Raw genomic sequence first — 18,011 nt, 5'->3', positions numbered from 1 at the left:
GTAATTCTCCGTGTTGAATTATTCTGTTGTATGTGGGGATTGTAGTGCAGCTCGAGTCAGCCGTTCCAGCCTTGTACTGTTATCCTTTCGTGGCGCGTGCGGTCGGTATGCCGGCCTGTGCGTTTTTTTAAATAAACAACAGCTTCGTCAATAAGCCAACTATGTCAGAAGAATCAAGCGTTTGTCCGTTGAAGGTAGGTGGGGTATTCCGGTGCGTCATGCCGGTGCGTTGGGGCGACATGGACGCCGTCGGGCACGTCAATAACACGCTGTATTTCAAATATGTCGAAGAGGCCCGTGCTCAGTGCTTCGAAGCCGAGCAGGTCTATTTCCCGCATGGCCGTGTGCCGTTGCTGGCGCACGCTTCATTCGATTTTTTGAAGTCGGTGGTTTACCCGGCGACGGTAGCCGTGCTCATGACCGTGACCCGAATTGGTCGATCCAGTCTGACTTTCGATGTCACCATCGAGGTCGAGGGCGAGCCGGGTGTGCCCTACGCCAAGGGTAAGAATGTGGTTGTGGTAGCCGATCGCGAAAGCGGGCAATCGTCGCCCTGGACAGCCGTCGAGCTTGAGCACCTGGCGCGTTTTTTTGTGTAGGCGAGTCGGCTAAAGTATAGTTTGCGGTGGTCCGGGGCCGGTCGATACCGGTAGTGGCCGCCACGTTTTTAAACTCAGGGTGGAGCATTAATGAACAAAGTGTATGCAAGTGCCGCAGAAGCACTAAAGGGCATTGTGGCCGATGGCCAAATGATTGGCGTCGGCGGTTTCGGTCTGTGCGGTATTCCAGAGGCCTTGATCGCTGCGTTGCGTGATTCGGGTGTTCAAAACCTGACGTGTGTCAGTAATAACGCAGGGGTCGATGGTTTTGGGCTAGGGCAGTTGCTCGAGACCCGTCAAATCAAGAAAATGATTTCGTCTTACGTAGGCGAAAACAAAGAGTTCGAGCGTCAGTATCTGGCCGGCGAGCTCGAGCTCGAGTTCACGCCGCAGGGTACGCTGGCCGAGAAGTTGCGCGCTGGCGGGGCCGGTATTCCGGCGTTTTATACGCGTACCGGGGTAGGCACGCTGGTGGCCGAAGGCAAAGAAGAGCGCGAGTTTGATGGCGAGCGCTATATTCTCGAGCGCGCGCTCAAGCCCGACGTGTGTTTGGTGAAAGCCTATATGGCCGATCGCAGCGGGAACCTGGTTTTCCGTAAGACCGCGCGTAATTTCAACCCTGATGTCGCCATGGCCGGGAAAATTACGGTTGTTGAAGTTGAAAAGCTGGTTGATATCGGTGATATCAACCCCGATGACGTCCACTTGCCCGGTATTTACGTACACCGCATTGTGCTGAACACCAGCCCCGAAAAACGCATTGAAAAACGCACCGTACGTAACGCAGGAGAATAACCATGGCATGGAATCGTGACGAAATGGCCGCGCGTGCGGCAAAAGAGCTTCAAGACGGCTTCTACGTGAATTTGGGCATTGGCTTGCCCACCCTGGTAGCTAATTACGTACCGCCGGGCGTCGAGGTCTGGCTGCAGTCCGAAAACGGCTTGCTGGGTATTGGCCCTTTCCCTGAAGAAGACGAGGTCGACGCCGATATGATCAACGCCGGCAAACAAACCGTCACCACTTTGCCGGGGTCGTCAATTTTTTCTTCGTCTGAGTCGTTTGCCATGATCCGCGGTGGCAAAATCAATTTGGCTATCCTGGGGGCTATGCAGGTGTCCGAAAAGGGCGACCTGGCCAACTGGATGATTCCGGGAAAAATGATCAAAGGCATGGGCGGCGCGATGGATTTGGTCGCTGGCGTTAGTCGTGTGGTGGTCTTAATGGAGCACGTGGCGCGTAAAAAAGACGGCACCGAAGACCTGAAATTGTTGCCTGAGTGCACGCTGCCGCTTACCGGTGTTGGCGTGGTTAACGTCATCATTACCGATCTGGGCGTCATGGAAGTCACTGAAAACGGCCTTAAGCTTACCGAAATGGCGCCGGGTGTTACCGTTGACGAGATCCTGTCCAAAACGGCAGCCAAAATCGATGTGTCAGCGTTTGCCTGAACTTTTTTGTTTGCGTGCGGCTTGCTCCGGTTAACGGGGTAAGCCGTTATTTTTTTGCATTTTTGATTGAGTAAACTCGTGGCTGATTTGACCCCCGGTTCCACCCCCTCGTTTCGCCTGCAGGCCTTGCGGCAGGCCATGGATGCGCATGGCGTCGACGCTTGTGTTGTCTTGTCGGCAGACCCGCATTTGTCCGAATATCTGCCCGATCATTGGGCGGCTCGCGCCTGGCTGTCGGGGTTTGAAGGGTCGGCGGGTACCTTGGTGGTAACGGCTGGTTTTGCCGGCCTCTGGACAGACAGTCGCTACTGGGAGCAGGCGGTCAATGACCTGGAGGGCAGCGGAATCGAAACAATGCGGGCGGGTGCCGAAGGCGTACCGACGCCGGCCGAGTGGCTGGTGGCGCATTTGTCTAAAGGCGCCAAAGTGGCCGTCGATGGCAATACGCTGGCCGTTTCTGCACATCGTCAATGGCAAAGCACATTGTCGGGCGGCGGTTTACGCCTGCATACCGATCTTGACCTGGTAGGTGAAGTCTGGACTGAGCGCCCGTCTTTACCGTCGGCGCCTGTTTTTGCGCATAAGCCACCGCATGCTTGCCGGCCGCGCGCAGCCAATATTCAGGCCGTACGCGACCGCATGCTTGCGCAGGGCGCCGGCTGGCACTGGCTGTCGTCGCTTGACGACATTGCCTGGTTACTGAATTTGCGTGGCGCCGATGTGTCGTATAACCCGGTTTTTCTGGCGCATGTTCTGCTGGGGGCCGACACAGTCACATTGTTCGTCGAACCCTCGAAACTGTCGCCCGAACTGGTTGCAGAACTTGCTGCCGACGGGGTGGGTGTCGAATCTTATGACGCCATCGGCGGGGCGTTGTCTTGCCTGCCCGAATCGGTTACCTTGCTGTTCGATCCGGCTCGCACCACGGTGGGCTTGCTGTCGGCTGCAGCGTTCGTTAAACACATCGAGGCCGACAACCCCAGCATCTTGCTTAAGGCGTGTAAAACGCCGGAAGAAATTGCCCATGTTCGGCAAGCGATGGCCGAGGACGGCGCAGCCTTATGTGAATTTTTTGCCTGGTTCGAGTCTGCACTGGGTAATGCGCCCATCACCGAACTGACTATCGACGAAAAAATTACCGAAGCGCGGGCGCGTCGGCCTGGTTTCGTATCCGCCAGCTTTTCGACCATCGCCGCTTATAACGCCAACGGCGCTATGCCGCACTATCACGCTACAACGCGCTCACATGCGCGCATCGAAGGCGATGGTCTGTTGCTTATCGATTCGGGTGGCCAGTATCTGGGCGGTACAACCGATATCACCCGGGTCGTGCCGGTGGGCACGCCAACGCCCGAGCAAAAACGCGACTTTACCTTAGTGTTGCGCGGCATGATTGCCCTGTCCCAGGCGCATTTTCCAAAGGGCATTGCCGCACCCATGCTCGATCCGATTGCCAGGCTGCCCTTGTGGCAGGCAGGTATTGAATTTGGTCACGGTACAGGTCATGGTGTGGGTTACTTTTTGAACGTTCACGAAGGGCCGCAATCCATCTCGTACCGCACGCCCATCAAGCCGGCCATGGCGATGGCAACCGGCATGATTACGTCCAACGAACCGGGGGTTTACCGGCCGGGCCAATGGGGGGTGCGCATCGAGAACCTGGTGGTGTGCCAGCCTGCAGAGCAAACTCAGTTCGGCGAGTTCATGAAATTTGAAACCCTGACTTTGTGCCCGATAGATACGCGCTGTATCGACGCAAGCTTGCTGACGCCTACCGACTTAACGTGGTTGAACGACTATCACGCCTGCGTACGTCAAACATTGTTGCCTCTGGTCAACGGTGCGGCGCGCGACTGGTTGATTGCGCGTACCGAACCGCTGTGAAACCGGTTGCGTCGGCTATAATTTCAATTTCCCGCTACCGCCCGGCTACACCGGGCGCAGATTTATGACCAAATATGTATTTGTAACGGGTGGGGTAGTGTCCTCGCTGGGTAAGGGCATTGCCGCTGCTTCATTGGCCGCCATTCTCGAGTCGCGTGGTTTGCGTGTCACCATGCTCAAGCTTGACCCCTACATCAACGTCGACCCCGGCACCATGAGCCCGTTTCAGCACGGCGAGGTGTTTGTCACCGAAGACGGCGCCGAAACCGACCTTGACCTGGGCCACTACGAGCGCTTTATTTCGACGCGCATGCGTAAGGTCAATAACTTTACCACCGGTCAAATCTACGAATCGGTGTTGCGTAAAGAGCGTCGCGGCGACTACCTGGGTAAAACTGTTCAGGTTATCCCGCACATTACCAACGAGATCCAAGATTTCATTGCCCGTGGCGCTAAAGCGGCCTATCAGGGCGAGGCCGATGTCGCCATTGTCGAGATCGGCGGCACCGTCGGTGATATCGAATCGCTGCCTTTCCTCGAGGCCGCACGTCAAATGAGCCTGCGCCTGGGCCGTAATAACGCCGCGTTTGTGCACCTGACGCTGGTGCCGTTCATTGCCTCGGCCGGCGAGCTTAAAACCAAGCCTACTCAGCACTCGGTACAAAAACTGCGTGAAATCGGTATTTATCCGCACGCCTTGTTGTGCCGTGCCGACCGCCGTATCCCCGACGACGAGCGCGCGAAAATTTCGTTGTTCTCCAACGTGCCGCTCGATGCCGTCATTTCGGTCTGGGACGTCGATTCGATTTATAAAATCCCGGCCATGCTGCACGCACAAGGCCTCGACAACCTGGTCTGCGATGCGCTGGCATTGTCGCCGCCACCGGCCGACCTCACCGTCTGGGACCGCATGGTCGATGCCATCGAGCATCCCAAGAAAGCGGTCACTATTGGCATGGTCGGCAAGTACGTCGACCTGACCGAATCGTACAAGTCGCTTACCGAAGCCTTGGTTCACGCGGGTATCCATACCAGCTCCCACGTCAACATCGAATACCTCGACTCCGAAGTCATCGAAGCTGAAGGTACGGCATGTCTTGAACACCTCGATGCCATCCTGGTGCCAGGCGGCTTTGGTAAACGGGGCACCGAGGGCAAGATTGCTGCTATTCGCTACGCCCGTGAAAACGGTGTGCCGTACCTGGGTATTTGCCTGGGCATGCAGTTGGGGGTTATCGAGTTCGCCCGCAACGTTGCCCAACTGGGCGGGGCCAACAGCACCGAATTCGACCCGGCTACGCCGCATCCTGTGGTGGCCCTCATCACCGAATGGCAAGACCGCGAAGGCAAAGTCGAGCGTCGCGATCAAACGTCTGATCTGGGCGGCACAATGCGCAAAGGGGCACAGCGTTGCCCGGTTCGCCCGGGTACCCTGGCTCATAAAATTTATGGCGACGAAGTCAACGAGCGCCATCGCCATCGCTACGAAGTCAACAATGTCTACGTGTCGCGTCTAGAAGAGTCCGGCCTGGTCATTAGCGCGCGTACCCCCACCGAACAACTCCCCGAAATCATGGAGCTCCCTTCGCACCCTTGGTTTATGGGCGTACAGTTTCACCCCGAGTTCACCTCAACTCCGCGCGACGGCCACCCGTTGTTCACGGGCTATATCAAGGCCGCGCTTGAACACCAGGCCAATCGCCCGGCTAAGGGTTCGGCATGAAGCTATGCGGGTTCGAAGCCGGGCTGAACCGGCCGTTTTTTCTCATCGCCGGCCCCTGCGTTATCGAGTCACGCCAAATGGCTTTCGATACGGCAGGCCGGCTGCAAGAAATCACACAGCAGCTGGGTATCCCGTTCATATACAAAAGCTCGTTCGACAAGGCTAATCGCAGCTCGGGCAAGTCTTTCCGGGGGCCGGGCATGCACGAAGGCCTGCAAATTCTGGCCGATGTGCGCGCCCAGCTAGGTGTGCCTGTGCTTACCGATATCCACGATCAATCGCAGGTCGACGATGTCGCTGCAGTGGTCGACGTGCTTCAAACGCCTGCGTTTTTGTGTCGCCAAACCGACTTTATCCAGGCTTGCGCCGCCACACTCAAGCCTGTCAACATAAAAAAGGGGCAGTTTCTGGCGCCCCACGATATGCTTCAGGTGGTGAACAAGGCGCGCGATGCTGCTATTGCCGCCGGGGGCGACGGCAGTAATATCATGGTGTGCGAACGCGGCGCATCGTTTGGCTATAACAATCTGGTGTCCGATATGCGTTCACTGGCCATCATGCGCGAAACCGGTTGTCCGGTTGTGTTCGATGCCACCCATTCGGTACAGTTGCCGGGTGGGCAGGGCACATCGTCCGGCGGTCAGCGCGAGTTCGTGCCCATCTTGGCTCGTGCTGCGGTGGCGGTTGGTATAGCCGGGTTGTTCATGGAAACCCACCCCAATCCCGATCAAGCCCTGTCCGACGGCCCCAACGCCGTCCCGCTGGGTCAGATGCCGGGCTTGCTTAAATCACTGGTCAGCATCGATCGCTGCGTCAAAGAAAACGGCCTGTTCGAACTCGACTGATCATCACCTGGCGGAGGAGCCATGGAGTTATCGTTTCTGGGTGCGGCGGGCACGGTTACCGGGTCGCGTCATCTGCTCGAATCTAATGGGCAGCGTATTTTGGTCGACTGTGGCCTGTTTCAGGGGCTCAAGCTCTTGCGTCAACGCAATTGGGCGCCGTTCCCGGTCGATCCGGCCAGCATCAATGCGGTTGTGCTCACTCATGCCCACCTCGATCACTCGGGCTATTTGCCCCGGTTAGGGCGAGACGGCTTCAAGGGCCCCGTTTTTGCGTCAGAGCCCACTATCGATCTGGCCGAAATCCTGCTGCTCGACAGCGCACACATTCAAGAGTCTGACGCCGAGTTCGCGAATCGCCACAAGCTGAGTTCGCACGAACCCGCCTTGCCCCTGTACACCACCAAAGAGGCTCAAAAAGTCCTGCGTCAGTTTCAGCCACTGGCGCGCGATGCTTTTCACGCCATTGACCACGACCTGAAGATCAAGCTGCATCGCGCCGGGCACATTTTGGGTGCTTCTATTGTTGAAGTGCAATGGGATGGTCGAAAGCTTGTGTTCTCGGGCGATTTGGGCCGCTACAACGATCCTGTCATGCCCGATCCGGACACCATCGAAGATGCCGATTACCTTGTGCTCGAGTCAACCTATGGCGACCGCAGTCACGATGCCAGCCCCCCCGAGGCGGTGCTTGAGGACATCATTCGGCGCACGGCCGAACGCGGCGGCACAGTGGTTATACCGGCGTTTGCCGTGGGGCGAGTACAACTGCTGCTTTACTACCTGCACAAGTTGCGAATCGAGCGCCGACTGCCCGAGAACATGCCGGTTTACCTCGACAGCCCCATGTCATTAAGTGCCGTCAAAGTGCATCGTGACCATCCGGGCGAGCAAAAGCTCACGCGGGCGCAAGTCTACGAGGTCAATCAAGTGGCCGAGTACATTGAAAGCGTTGAAGAGTCCAAGGCGCTAGACGCCTCGGTCATGCCTAAAATCATTATTTCGGCCAGCGGCATGGCCACCGGCGGCCGGGTTGTGCACCACCTTAAGCGGTTTGCACCCGATCCGCGCTCATCGATTTTGTTCGCTGGTTACCAGGCGGCTGGCACCCGCGGGGCAAAAATGCTTGCCGGTGCCCAGACGATTAAAATACACGGCGAATATATTCCCGTTAAAGCCGAGCTTAACAACCTGTCGATGTTGTCGGCACACGCTGATGCCGACGAAATCATCCGCTGGCTTGGCGGTTTTCGGCGCCCGCCGCGCGAAACCTTTCTGGTGCACGGCGAGCCCGAGGCGGCCGACGCCTTACGTTGCCGCATCAAAGACGAGCTGGGCTGGCGCGTGCGTGCCGTCGAACACCTTGAAAAGGTGTCGCTCAGGTAGGGGCGTGCGTCTGCTCGAAGTACAATCCATTATTGTTATTTAACGCTATTCCATTTTTTTCACAGGACATTCAATGAGTGCAATCGTAGATATCATCGGGCGCGAAATTCTAGATTCGCGTGGCAACCCTACCGTCGAGTGCGACGTGTTGCTCGAGTCGGGTGCCATGGGGCGTGCCGCCGTACCGTCGGGGGCCTCGACAGGCGCTCGCGAAGCCATCGAACTGCGCGACGGCGATAAAAGCCGCTACCTGGGCAAGGGCGTACTCAAGGCTGTCGAAAACCTCAACACCGAAATTTCCGAAGCGCTCATGGGGCTCGACGCACAAGAGCAAACCTTTGTTGACCGTACCCTTATCGAGCTTGATGGTACCGAGTCAAAAAGCCGCCTTGGCGCCAACGCTATCCTGGCTGCCAGTATGGCTGTAGCGCGCGCTGCTGCCGACGATTCAGGCCTATCGTTGTACCGTTACTTTGGTGGTAGCGGTCCTATGCAAATGCCTGTGCCCATGATGAACGTGATCAACGGCGGTGCACACGCCAACAATACGCTCGACATGCAAGAGTTCATGATCTTGCCCGTGGGCGCCACCAGCTTCCGCGAATCGTTGCAGATGGGCGCCGAAGTATTCCATGCCCTTAAAAAACTGATTCACGACCAGGGTATGTCGACTGCGGTGGGTGACGAGGGCGGCTTTGCCCCTAACGTTGCCAATCACGAAGCGGCCATCCAGCTTATTTTGCAAGCCATCGAAGCCGCAGGCTACGAAGCAGGTTCGCAAATCGCTCTGGGTCTCGATTGCGCTAGCTCCGAGTTCTACCGCGACGGTAAATATCACCTGGCCGGCGAGGGCGGTGTTTCGCTCGCAGCTGCCGATTTCGCCAATTTGCTGGCAACTTGGTGCGACAAGTACCCCATTATCACCATCGAAGATGGTATGGCCGAAGACGACTGGGAAGGCTGGAAGATTCTGACTCAGCAACTGGGTAAAAAGGTTCAGTTGGTGGGTGACGATCTGTTCGTGACCAACACCAAAATCCTCAAGCAGGGTATCGACCAGAATATTGCCAACTCCATCCTGATCAAAATCAATCAGATCGGCACACTGACCGAAACCTTTGCTGCCATCGAAATGGCCAAGCGTGCTGGTTATACGGCTGTTATTTCGCATCGTTCGGGTGAAACCGAAGATTCGACGATTGCCGATATTGCAGTGGCCACCAACGCCATGCAAATCAAGACCGGTTCGCTGTCGCGCTCCGATCGTATGGCCAAGTACAACCAGTTGCTGCGCATCGAAGAAGAGCTGGCCGAAGTGGCCTCGTATCCCGGTCGCGACGCGTTCTACAACCTGCGTTAATTTTTGTAGGGCAGGCTGATGCGCCTTGTTCTGTTGATTCTGGTGATATTGGCTGCTGCCATACAGTATCCCTTGTGGTGGGGTAAGGGCAGCTGGGCTCGAGTCAGCGAACTAGAACAGCAGCTTGCCCGTCAAGAAGAGAAAAATGAAGCCTTGGCCGCGCGTAACAACGCATTGGCGGCCGAGGTTCAAGATCTTAAATCGGGTACGGCCGCTGTCGAAGAGCGCGCCAGATTCGAATTAGGTATGGTCAAAGAGGGCGATGTGTTCGTGCATATATTGCCCTCCGACGAGCCTTCCCCCTGATTGTCCCCGGGCGTGGTTCCCGCGTCTTCTGCTGCGCTGTGAGCGCCGCCTCCATTTTCGGTACTGCTTTCCGGTACCAGGCTGCCGCCTGATTCGTTACCCGGGTTGCTGCCTGTGTCTGCGTTATTTCCTAGCCCTTCGTTCTCGTTCAGGCCTGGCGACCCGGCATACTCGTTTGCGGGTGGGCTTGTGGCGTCGTGTATTGCCGGCGGCTGAGGTAGCGTGGTGTCGTGGTCGTTCCAGTGACGGTGTGCCGCGGTATCGCGTGTGCGCGTTACCCTGCCAGACGGGTCGTCGGGCCAGAGTACCGGATGTGATTGCATCTCGACTACGGCCTCTTGTGTAAGCGCCAGCGTGTTGCCTGCCATGGTCTCTAGGCCGGGCAGCAGGGGCTTGTAGCGGTAAGTCAATCTTAAGATGAGCGCATTGGCCTGGTAGATGGTCTGGGCCGATCGTGGGCCTGTGCCGTTGGGCTGGCCTTGTTGCCGGTACGCGGTATCTTGTTCAAATTGGTAGCTATTGTTGATGGTGGGTAACCCACTTGGGTGGCGTACGTCTGGTGCCGATGCCTTGAAGTCTTCGAAGACAGTTGCCGAGGGCGATACGATTTGAATGTGCCAGGGTAGTGTTGCGTGATGCAGATGGTGCCGTTCAAGGGCATGTTGTACGCGTTGGCTTGATGGCTGTTTGGCCGTGCCGGGGTACAGCGGCCCCAGCGCCGCCTCGAACGCGCGCGCAATAGCTAATGGGTTGGCGTGTTCTGTGCTCCCCGCGCGTCCTGCCTCGACGAGGGCCATGCTAATGGCTTGCCGGGTGAACATCCAGTGCGAGATTTCGATGCCGCCCAACGCGGTTACCAGCAAAGGTATGGCCACCAGCAAGAATTCAACCAGTCCGGTACCGCGTTGCCGTGTCGGGGCTTCAGGCAGCGAATGTCGCCGCCTGAGCAGTGCTCTGAAACCAGCAAGCGCTTTTTGCGACACGTAGCTAATACGCGCCCGTGTCGTGCGGGCAGCGACCGCTTTGGGCAGCAACGTATTTTGCCAAAGAACCGGAAGGTAAAAAAAACGGGCCATCAGGCATTGTGTGCCAGGGCCCGGATACTGTCGACGGCGGCTTATACGCCTGGGTTGATTAGTCTATGGTGTTGATTGAGCTAAATCAATGGACTGATTTAGGGTTGGCATGCCCGCTGTCCAGGTTTTCGGTGAAGAGCCCGGCGCAATCGACGGCATCGAACGCATAGGGTTTGCCGCAAAAATTGCACGATACGTCGATATTTTCGCGCTCGCCCAAAATGCTTTCGATTTCTTCGCGGCCCAGCATGCGCAGCATGTTGCCGACCCGCTCGCGGGTGCAGGGGCAAAACCAGTGAACCGTCTTGGGTTCGAAGGTCAGCAGCGCTTCTTCCCAGAACAGGCGCTTTACGATTTGATCGGATTCGAGGTTCAGGAGTTCGTCGGTTTGCAGCGTTTCGGACAAAATGACGGCGCGTTGCCAGGTGTCGTCGGCGCTTTGTGCGTCGGCCAGTCGATTGCCGCCATGGCCCGGTAGCCGCTGTAGCAGCATGCCTGTAGCGCAGCGCCCGTTGGCCGCCAGCCATAGTCGGGTATCGAGTTGTTCGGAATTGCGCATGTACAGTTCGAGCACTTGTGCGACAGTATCGCCTTCAAGCGGGACGATGCCTTGATAAGGTTGCATGTCGGTGGTGTCGCGGTTGGGGTCGAGCACCACAATAAAGCGGCCTTGCCCGTTGGCGTTCAGCAGCGATTGCAAGGTACCGTCTTCTGGTATTTCGTGCCCCTCGCGCAGGGTGGCGGTAGCCCGGATGTTCAGATTGACGTTGCACTCGACCACTATCAGGGCGACTGGGCCATCGCCCTGCAGCTGTAGCACCAGAGAACCGTCAAGCTTGATATTGGACGCCAGCAGCACGGCGGCGGCAGTCAGTTCGCCAAGTAGGCGCTCGACGCATGCAGGGTAGTGCTGATGCACGAGCCCGGTTTGCCAGGCCTCGGTCAGGCGCACGGCCTGCACCCGGACGGATTGGTCTTGAAATAGGTATTTTTTAAGTTCGTTGCTCATGCCGCTATTTTAGCCTAGCGCCGCTTTGACGCCTTTACTTCAGACGCGTCAGGTGCTGGGCGTATTCGCGACCGCGGTCCGCATAGTGCTGGCTGTTATGCGACAGGTTGTGCAGCTCTTCTTCCGAGAGCTGGCGAACAATTTTACCGATGCCAATGACGAGTGAGCCATCTGGAATGTGACGGCCTTCGGGCACAATGGCGCCGGCGCCGATCAGGCAGTTTTTACCGATATGGGCATTGTTCAGGATAATGGCTTGCATGCCGATGAGGGTACCGTCTTCGATGGTGCAGCCATGCAACATGGCCTGGTGCCCGACCGTGACGTTGTCGCCAATGGTCATGGGGATGCCTTCGTCGACGTGAAGCACACTGTTTTCCTGGATGTTGCTGTTAGACCCAATGACGATAGGGGCGTTGTCGCCACGGATGCTGACATTGGACCAGATGCTGACGCCAGCCTTGAGGGTAACGTCGCCAATAATGTCGGCACTGTCAAAAATGAAAGTATCGGGGTCGATGCTGGGGATGAGGTTTTTAAGCGCGTAAACAGGCATGGCAAACAATCGGCAATGGTTTTAAAGGCTTAATGATACCGGCCCTGCCTGGTTTTCGTGGGCTTGTGAATTGGCCGTAAGTGAATGTTGTCTGTGGCCGGCGAACCAAAAATAGCCGTCACGGTCTATTGAGGCCAAATCGCCGGTAAGAAACCAGTTGTGTCGGAAGCGCCTGGCGGTTTCCTCGTCTTGCTGCCAGTAACCCAAGAAGATGGCCGGGTCGCGAAAACCGTTAAGGTCAAAACGGTTGACGGCGATTTCGCCGACTGTGCCGGCAGGACAAACGCGTCCGGCCTCGTCTAGCACGCTGACGAGGTGCCCTGGGTAGGCGCGGCCCATGCTGCCAGGACGAGCTGGCCAGCGCAGGTGGCTGTGCCCAATAAGGTAAGCGGCCTCGGTGACACCATAAACATGGTTGGGGCTCAAGCCCAGAATAGCTTCGCACCACTCGTGAATGGCGGGGGTGGGGTGTGTGCCGGTGGCCATAATGGCCCGTAGTGAAAATTGTGCTGGGTTCAGGTCGGGCGACTCGACCATGACAGCCCGCAACGACGACCAGGGCACGCTGATATTGGTGACTTTGTAATCAATAAGCGCACTGAGTGTGCGTTGTACCGAGTGGTTGCCTTGGAGGCCCACAATGGGCCGACCAAAATACAAGCAGGGCAATAGACCGTTAAGTAGGCCGTCGGGCGTGGTCCAGTCAGACTGGGTCCAGAAGACGTCGTCGGGCAGCGGAAACCAGTTTTGCGAGGCGACAAAGCCGGGCAACTGCCCGATTAGGGCGCTGTGTGACAGCATAATGCCTTGCAAGGGCGCGTCGGTGGCCATGGGGTAGATAAGGAATGCCGGGCTTTGCGCACTGGTAGGGGCCAGACGAAAGCTGCTGTTTTGGCGCGCCAGCAGGCTGGACCAAGATAGCGTGGCTTCGTGCTGGAACCCGAAACCGATGATTTGCCCTAAAGCCGGGTAGCGCGACTGCGCTTGTAGCAAACTGGGGATATTGGCTGAATCGACTATGGCGATCCGGGCCTGCGCATTGACCACCCGGGCAGTAACTTGCTGCGCCGTTAATATGGATGAGAGCGGTACAACAACGCCACCTACTCCGAGAATGGCCATGCAGGCGGCGACAAATTCGGGGCCTTGCGCCATGGCGACAACAACCCGGTCGCCTTGGGCAACCCCCATGCGCAGCAGGCCATTGGCCAGTTTGCAGGTGGTTTCGGCCAACTGGCCGTAACTGCACCGAATGCTATCGCCGAACTCGTCTTCGCCAAGTATCGCGGGCCGACGCCCTTCGAGGGGGTTGGTGGCCCACCGATGGATGCAAACCTCTGAGATATTGAACTGCGAGGGCACATACCACTTATAGGAAGCGTACAGCGCCGAGTACTGGTCGTTCATTGTCGTTGAAACACCTAACAGGTCATCGGAGACGATCCGGCAGTCTTTACCGATGCAAGCATGAACGACTCGGGCGTTATGTGCAATGTTTTGCGCGCACAATCGACGCGCTATAAGGGTTTATACGGATACTAGTCGCGTGCCAAGCAAGCGGTCGTGCAAAAACTGTTTGTCTTTATCAAACCAGGTCCAGATAAACAGTGCAAAAGGGGTGAAGATAATCAGCAAGTCGGTGGCGCCATAGCCCGTGAGCAGTCCCAGGCCCTTGACCAGCAACGCAGCTACCATCAGTACAGGCCAGATGAGCAGGTATCGCAAGACAAGCCGAGGCAGGCGAGGCGGCTTGCCATCACGGTCAATAAGACGGACATTCCAGGTTTTCATGGGCAGGGTTTGCCCACCGTAACGCCAACAGGCCACGAAATACAACCCGATAGCCAGGAAAAGTACGAACTGCCGTCCATGTCTGAAGGTCAGCCCGCTGCGGCTTTGTGTCAGGGTGTCGAACAGGTAGCCGGCCAGAAAAACGACGGCAAAAAGCAAAACGCCTTCATACATCATGCAGGCGAAGCGTTTAAGGCGGCTGGGTGTATTGAGAACTGGTGTGGCCGGCGTTACGGGAGTGGTAGGCGTCTTTTTTGACATTGCTGGGCAGAAAAAATAAATCGGTGCCCGCATTATCGCCCATTACGTCAGGCATCGCCGTATGACGGACACAAAAGCAAAAAGCCGCAATATGCGGCTTTTTCTTCGACTGATCGCGTCGGCGGGCAGATTCTACCCGATAAGGGCGCGAATCAGCGGATACTGCGGTTGACCTTAGGCAGCTGATTCGGCAGTGCGTACGGTAACAACTTTTGCAGGTGCGCTTTTTGCTGCCTTGCCGCTAAGTTTCACGAACAGGTTTTTCAGCGCTTTACCGGGTTTGATACGCATTTGCTCTTCGATGGCCGCTTGCATAAGTTGGCGCTCGAGTTCATCGGTAAGACGGATGTCGCTGTGCAGTTGGTTCATGATTTAGCCTCTTTAAGTAAATTGAACGTTTCGTTCAGGGTTAACCCTATTATAGGGAAAACCCTAGGCCAATTGCAAGCTGTTTTGCTGCACTGCGTAAGAATGTTGTTTTTTTATGCGGGTTCAGTGCCAAAAAACTACAGCGTGTTCACTTCTTTTCTCGTCGGTAGCTCTCTTTGACCATGTCGAATACAAAAAGGCGGCAATCGAGGGCACCATTGTGTAAAGGGATGCGGCGGCGGGGCTTTAGACGTAATTTTTGGGGCAGCTCAAGGTCGCTGGAAATAATGTTTACATGCCAATTGCTGTAGTTTTGCTTCAAATTTTGCGACCACTGCCACCACAGGTCGTCGTCGCTATCTTCAAGGCGTTCGCCATAGGGCGGGTTGGTGACCAGCCAGCCGTGATCGGCCGGGGGCAGCACATTACGGGCATCGGCAACCTCAAGGCGGATGGTGTCGGGTGTGAGCCAGGCACGGTCAAGGTTTTGACGGGCGGCTTCAATGGCGGCGGGGTTCAGGTCGCAGCCCACCAGAGGGGTATCCAGCCGTGTTGCAATGCGTGAGCGCGCTTCGGCCTTGATGTCTTTCCAGTGGCGATCGTCGTGATTGCGCAGACGCTCGAAGGCAAATGGGCGCCAGATGCCTGCCGGCACGCCCAGGGCTATCCAGGCGGCCTCGATAAGAATGGTCCCGCTGCCGCAAAATGGGTCGAGCAAGGGGGCGTTTGGGTCCCAACCGGAAAGCGCAAGCAGGCCTGCTGCAAGGTTCTCGCGGATCGGGGCTTCGCCCTTGTCGAGACGCCAGCCGCGCTTGAAGAGCGATTCGCCAGATGTGTCCAGATACAGGGTAGCGCTGGTTTCGTCCAGAAAGAGATGCACGCGGGCGTCTGGGCGTACTGTGTCGATGTCGGGGCGCTGGCCTTCTCTGTCGCGTAAGCGGTCGCAAATGCCATCTTTGGCGCGCAGGTTGCAGTACTGCAGACTTTGCATGGGGCTGCGGATCGCCGAGGTATCGACCCGCAGCGTTTGTTCAGCACCAAACCAGCGTTCCCAGGGCGTGTTGTACGCAAGATCGAGAATATCGTTCTCGGTGTTGACGGGCCGGTGGGCCACCTGAACGAGAACCCGCGTGGCCAGACGCGAATACAGGTTGATGCGCAAGATACCTGACCAGTCGGTGGTCAGACGGCATCCGGCTCGATCGGCAACGGCGTCGTCAAAGCCAAGGGCGTTCAGTTCGGCAGCCAACGCCTCTTCGAGTCCGTGCGGGCAAGGGGTGAATACGCGAAATGTTTCGGCAACCCTGATGCGGCTCGGGCTGTTGCGTGCGTCTGATCTGGGCCGACGTACAACAGGGGCGGTGGCCGCTTGCGAGTGTGCGTCTTGGTCTGGGCGGCGTGCGGCCTTGGGGCGTTCGGCCGTGCGGGACCGTTCAGGTCTTGCTGGCTTGGCCGTATCGAGCGATGTTTCGACAACCGGGGCATCAGCCAGCTCGGCGTCGAAGGTGTCGGTTCTGCGTCGTGTCAGTTCGCGTTGTGCCACTAAACGTGCGCGTGCGCCCGAGCGCTTGCGTGGCCCACCCGATGTGCTGGTTACGTCCGAGTCTGATGGTTTCTTTTTAAGAGTGAGCGTCTTTTTAGGTTGCGAGGTCGTCATGGTCGTTATTGTTTTAGAAGGGTCGAGTCACGACCAGGATGAGGATAATCAGCAACAGAATGACCGGTAGCTCGTTATACCAACGGTAAAAGCGGTGGCTGCGAGTATTGGCGTTCGCTTCGAAGCGACGCAAAATGCGGGCGCAACTGACGTGATAACCCAGCAAAACAACAACAAGCAGCAGCTTGGCGTGCATCCAGCCCTGGCCGCGGCCAAGACCATAGCCCAGGTATAGCCACAAACCCAGGGCAATGGCCGGCACTGCCAGAATGGTCATGAAGCGGTACAGGCGGCGTGCCATACCCACCAGTGTTTGATAGGTTTCGCCGGCGGGTGTTTGCGCCAGGTTGACGTAGATACGCGGCAAGTAAAACAGACCGGCAAACCACGAGATAACAAAGAGCAGGTGGAAGGTTTTTACCCAGAGCATGAAAGTGACGCTAAAACCAGAATAATGTATTTGAAACGCACGCTTAGCCGCGCAATTGGCCGTTACCCGTCAGTACCCATTTCAGGGTCGTCAGGCCTTCTAGCCCCACAGGCCCGCGTGCGTGTAGACGATTGGTCGAGATACCGATTTCAGCCCCCAGGCCGTACTCGAACCCATCGGCAAAGCAGGTGGGCAAGTTGATGTACACCGAGCTCGAGTCAACATGGCGTTGAAAACGCGTTGCTGCATCGATGTTTTCGGTGACGATGGACTCGGTGTGGCCAGAGCTGTAATGCGCGATATGAGCCATGGCATCGTCTTGTGAGTCGACAATGCGTACGGCAAGGATGGCAGCGAGGTATTCGGTGGCCCAATCGTCTTCGGTGGCGGCGACGGCTTCGGGTACCAGCGCACGGGTACGGTCGCACCCGCGCAGCTCAACACCTTTATCGAGCAGGGTGCGTGCAATGCGTGGCAGGGCGACAGGGGCGATGTCGGCGTGAACCAGCAGTGTCTCCATGGCGCCGCATACGCCGTATCGGTAGGTTTTTGCATTCACGGCGATATCGTGTGCCTTGTCGAGATCAGCCGCACGGTCGATATAGACATGGCAGTTGCCGTCGAGGTGCTTGATGAGCGGGACCTTGGCTTCTTCTGAAAGTCGTTTAATCAGCCCCTTGCCGCCACGCGGGATGATGACATCGATATAGTCGGTCAGGGTAATAAGGTGTCCGACGGCGGCACGGTCGGTGGTGTCGACGACTTGTACGGCATGTTCGGGTAAACCGGCATCGGCCAGCCCGGCCTGAATGATGCGGCCCAGTGCCCTGTTGCTATTGAAGGCTTCACTGCCGCCGCGCAAAATGGTAGCGTTGCCCGACTTAAGGCATAACGCTGCGGCGTCGATGGTGACGTTGGGGCGGGACTCGTAGATGATGCCAATAACGCCCAAAGGCACGCGCATTTGCCCGACACGCATGCCATTGGGCCGCAGCGTGGATGCCGTCATGCTGCCGACTGGGTCGGGCATGGCCGCAATTTGCCGTAAACCGGTGGCCATGATGTTCAAGGCCTTGTCGGACAGGGTCAGGCGATCGAGCAGGGCGGGCTCAAGGTTGTTTTGGCGAGCCGCCTCTAGGTCGCGTTCATTTTCGGCTTGCAGCTCGGCGCGTTGCGACTCAAGGCGGCTGGCCATGGCCAGCAGGGCGGCCGATTTAGCCTGGTCGGAAGCGACCATCAGGTCGCGGGAAGCGGCGCGCGCGCGGCGCCCCAGTTCGGTGATGGCGTATGCGATGTCTTGTGTCATGGCTA

The 18,011-nt window shown here is 57.3% G+C and carries 18 protein-coding genes; 9 read left to right on the top strand and 9 right to left on the bottom strand.

Annotated features, from left to right (window positions below):
- The first annotated feature begins 161 nt into the window (after positions 1 to 161).
- The 9 genes from PuT2_RS00325 (at position 162) to ftsB (ending at position 9,551) form a co-directional block, all read left to right on the top strand.
- Complete coding sequence (locus PuT2_RS00325; protein ID WP_093969046.1) at positions 162 to 599, top strand: thioesterase family protein; 438 nt, start codon at positions 162 to 164, stop codon at positions 597 to 599.
- A 90-nt stretch (positions 600 to 689) separates the two neighbouring features.
- On the top strand, positions 690 to 1,394 hold the full coding sequence (locus PuT2_RS00320) for a CoA transferase subunit A (RefSeq protein ID WP_093969045.1): 705 nt from the start codon (positions 690 to 692) through the stop codon (positions 1,392 to 1,394).
- 2 nt (positions 1,395 to 1,396) lie between these two features.
- On the top strand, positions 1,397 to 2,050 hold the full coding sequence (locus PuT2_RS00315) for a 3-oxoacid CoA-transferase subunit B (protein WP_093969044.1): 654 nt from the start codon (positions 1,397 to 1,399) through the stop codon (positions 2,048 to 2,050).
- A gap of 78 nt (positions 2,051 to 2,128) precedes the next feature.
- Positions 2,129 to 3,934: an aminopeptidase P family protein gene (locus tag PuT2_RS00310; protein WP_256387430.1), complete on the top strand. Its 1,806-nt coding sequence runs from the start codon at positions 2,129 to 2,131 to the stop codon at positions 3,932 to 3,934.
- A gap of 64 nt (positions 3,935 to 3,998) precedes the next feature.
- Entirely contained in the window at positions 3,999 to 5,657 is a 1,659-nt protein-coding gene (locus tag PuT2_RS00305) for a CTP synthase (RefSeq protein WP_093969043.1), read from the top strand.
- Positions 5,654 to 6,502, top strand: coding sequence for a 3-deoxy-8-phosphooctulonate synthase (kdsA, locus tag PuT2_RS00300; protein ID WP_093969042.1), 849 nt, complete (start codon positions 5,654 to 5,656; stop codon positions 6,500 to 6,502). The genes PuT2_RS00305 and kdsA overlap by 4 nt, the downstream gene beginning before the upstream one ends.
- A gap of 21 nt (positions 6,503 to 6,523) precedes the next feature.
- Positions 6,524 to 7,885, top strand: a complete 1,362-nt coding sequence (locus tag PuT2_RS00295) for an MBL fold metallo-hydrolase RNA specificity domain-containing protein (RefSeq protein ID WP_093969041.1) — start codon at positions 6,524 to 6,526, stop codon at positions 7,883 to 7,885.
- Between the two features lie 73 nt (positions 7,886 to 7,958).
- A complete protein-coding gene (eno, locus tag PuT2_RS00290; protein WP_093969040.1) occupies positions 7,959 to 9,245 on the top strand; it encodes a phosphopyruvate hydratase in 1,287 nt (428 codons plus the stop codon).
- 18 nt (positions 9,246 to 9,263) lie between these two features.
- Entirely contained in the window at positions 9,264 to 9,551 is a 288-nt protein-coding gene (gene ftsB, locus PuT2_RS00285; protein ID WP_093969039.1) for a cell division protein FtsB, read from the top strand.
- On the opposite strand, the gene PuT2_RS15680 is transcribed toward ftsB, so the two are convergent.
- From PuT2_RS15680 to PuT2_RS00245, 9 genes are all read right to left on the bottom strand, one after another.
- The gene (locus PuT2_RS15680) at positions 9,434 to 10,627 is read right to left on the bottom strand and encodes a TadE/TadG family type IV pilus assembly protein (RefSeq protein WP_143516079.1); all 1,194 of its coding nucleotides are present in this window, start codon (positions 10,625 to 10,627) and stop codon (positions 9,434 to 9,436) included. The genes ftsB and PuT2_RS15680 overlap by 118 nt on opposite strands.
- Positions 10,628 to 10,712: 85 nt before the next feature.
- A complete protein-coding gene (locus PuT2_RS00280) occupies positions 10,713 to 11,636 on the bottom strand; it encodes an Hsp33 family molecular chaperone HslO (RefSeq protein WP_093969038.1) in 924 nt (307 codons plus the stop codon).
- Between the two features lie 34 nt (positions 11,637 to 11,670).
- A complete protein-coding gene (locus PuT2_RS00275) occupies positions 11,671 to 12,192 on the bottom strand; it encodes a gamma carbonic anhydrase family protein (RefSeq protein WP_093969548.1) in 522 nt (173 codons plus the stop codon).
- A gap of 21 nt (positions 12,193 to 12,213) precedes the next feature.
- On the bottom strand, positions 12,214 to 13,599 hold the full coding sequence (locus PuT2_RS00270) for an AMP-binding protein (protein ID WP_093969037.1): 1,386 nt from the start codon (positions 13,597 to 13,599) through the stop codon (positions 12,214 to 12,216).
- A 120-nt stretch (positions 13,600 to 13,719) separates the two neighbouring features.
- Positions 13,720 to 14,244 (bottom strand): RDD family protein, encoded by a 525-nt coding sequence (locus PuT2_RS00265; protein WP_093969547.1) that lies wholly within the window; start codon positions 14,242 to 14,244, stop codon positions 13,720 to 13,722.
- Positions 14,245 to 14,418: 174 nt separating this feature from the next.
- Positions 14,419 to 14,613 (bottom strand): hypothetical protein, encoded by a 195-nt coding sequence (locus tag PuT2_RS00260; RefSeq protein WP_093969036.1) that lies wholly within the window; start codon positions 14,611 to 14,613, stop codon positions 14,419 to 14,421.
- 148 nt (positions 14,614 to 14,761) lie between these two features.
- Positions 14,762 to 16,279, bottom strand: a complete 1,518-nt coding sequence (locus tag PuT2_RS00255) for a class I SAM-dependent RNA methyltransferase (protein ID WP_371596205.1) — start codon at positions 16,277 to 16,279, stop codon at positions 14,762 to 14,764.
- A gap of 4 nt (positions 16,280 to 16,283) precedes the next feature.
- The gene (locus PuT2_RS00250; protein ID WP_093969034.1) at positions 16,284 to 16,700 is read right to left on the bottom strand and encodes a CopD family protein; all 417 of its coding nucleotides are present in this window, start codon (positions 16,698 to 16,700) and stop codon (positions 16,284 to 16,286) included.
- 43 nt (positions 16,701 to 16,743) lie between these two features.
- Positions 16,744 to 18,006 (bottom strand): glutamate-5-semialdehyde dehydrogenase, encoded by a 1,263-nt coding sequence (locus PuT2_RS00245; protein WP_093969033.1) that lies wholly within the window; start codon positions 18,004 to 18,006, stop codon positions 16,744 to 16,746.
- Positions 18,007 to 18,011: the final 5 nt, after the last annotated feature.

This window comes from Pusillimonas sp. T2 (assembly GCF_002236805.1).
Classification (GTDB): domain Bacteria; phylum Pseudomonadota; class Gammaproteobacteria; order Burkholderiales; family Burkholderiaceae_B; genus Neopusillimonas.
Note: the sequence above shows the minus strand (reverse complement) of the source record. Positions and strands in the feature narration are given on the sequence as shown.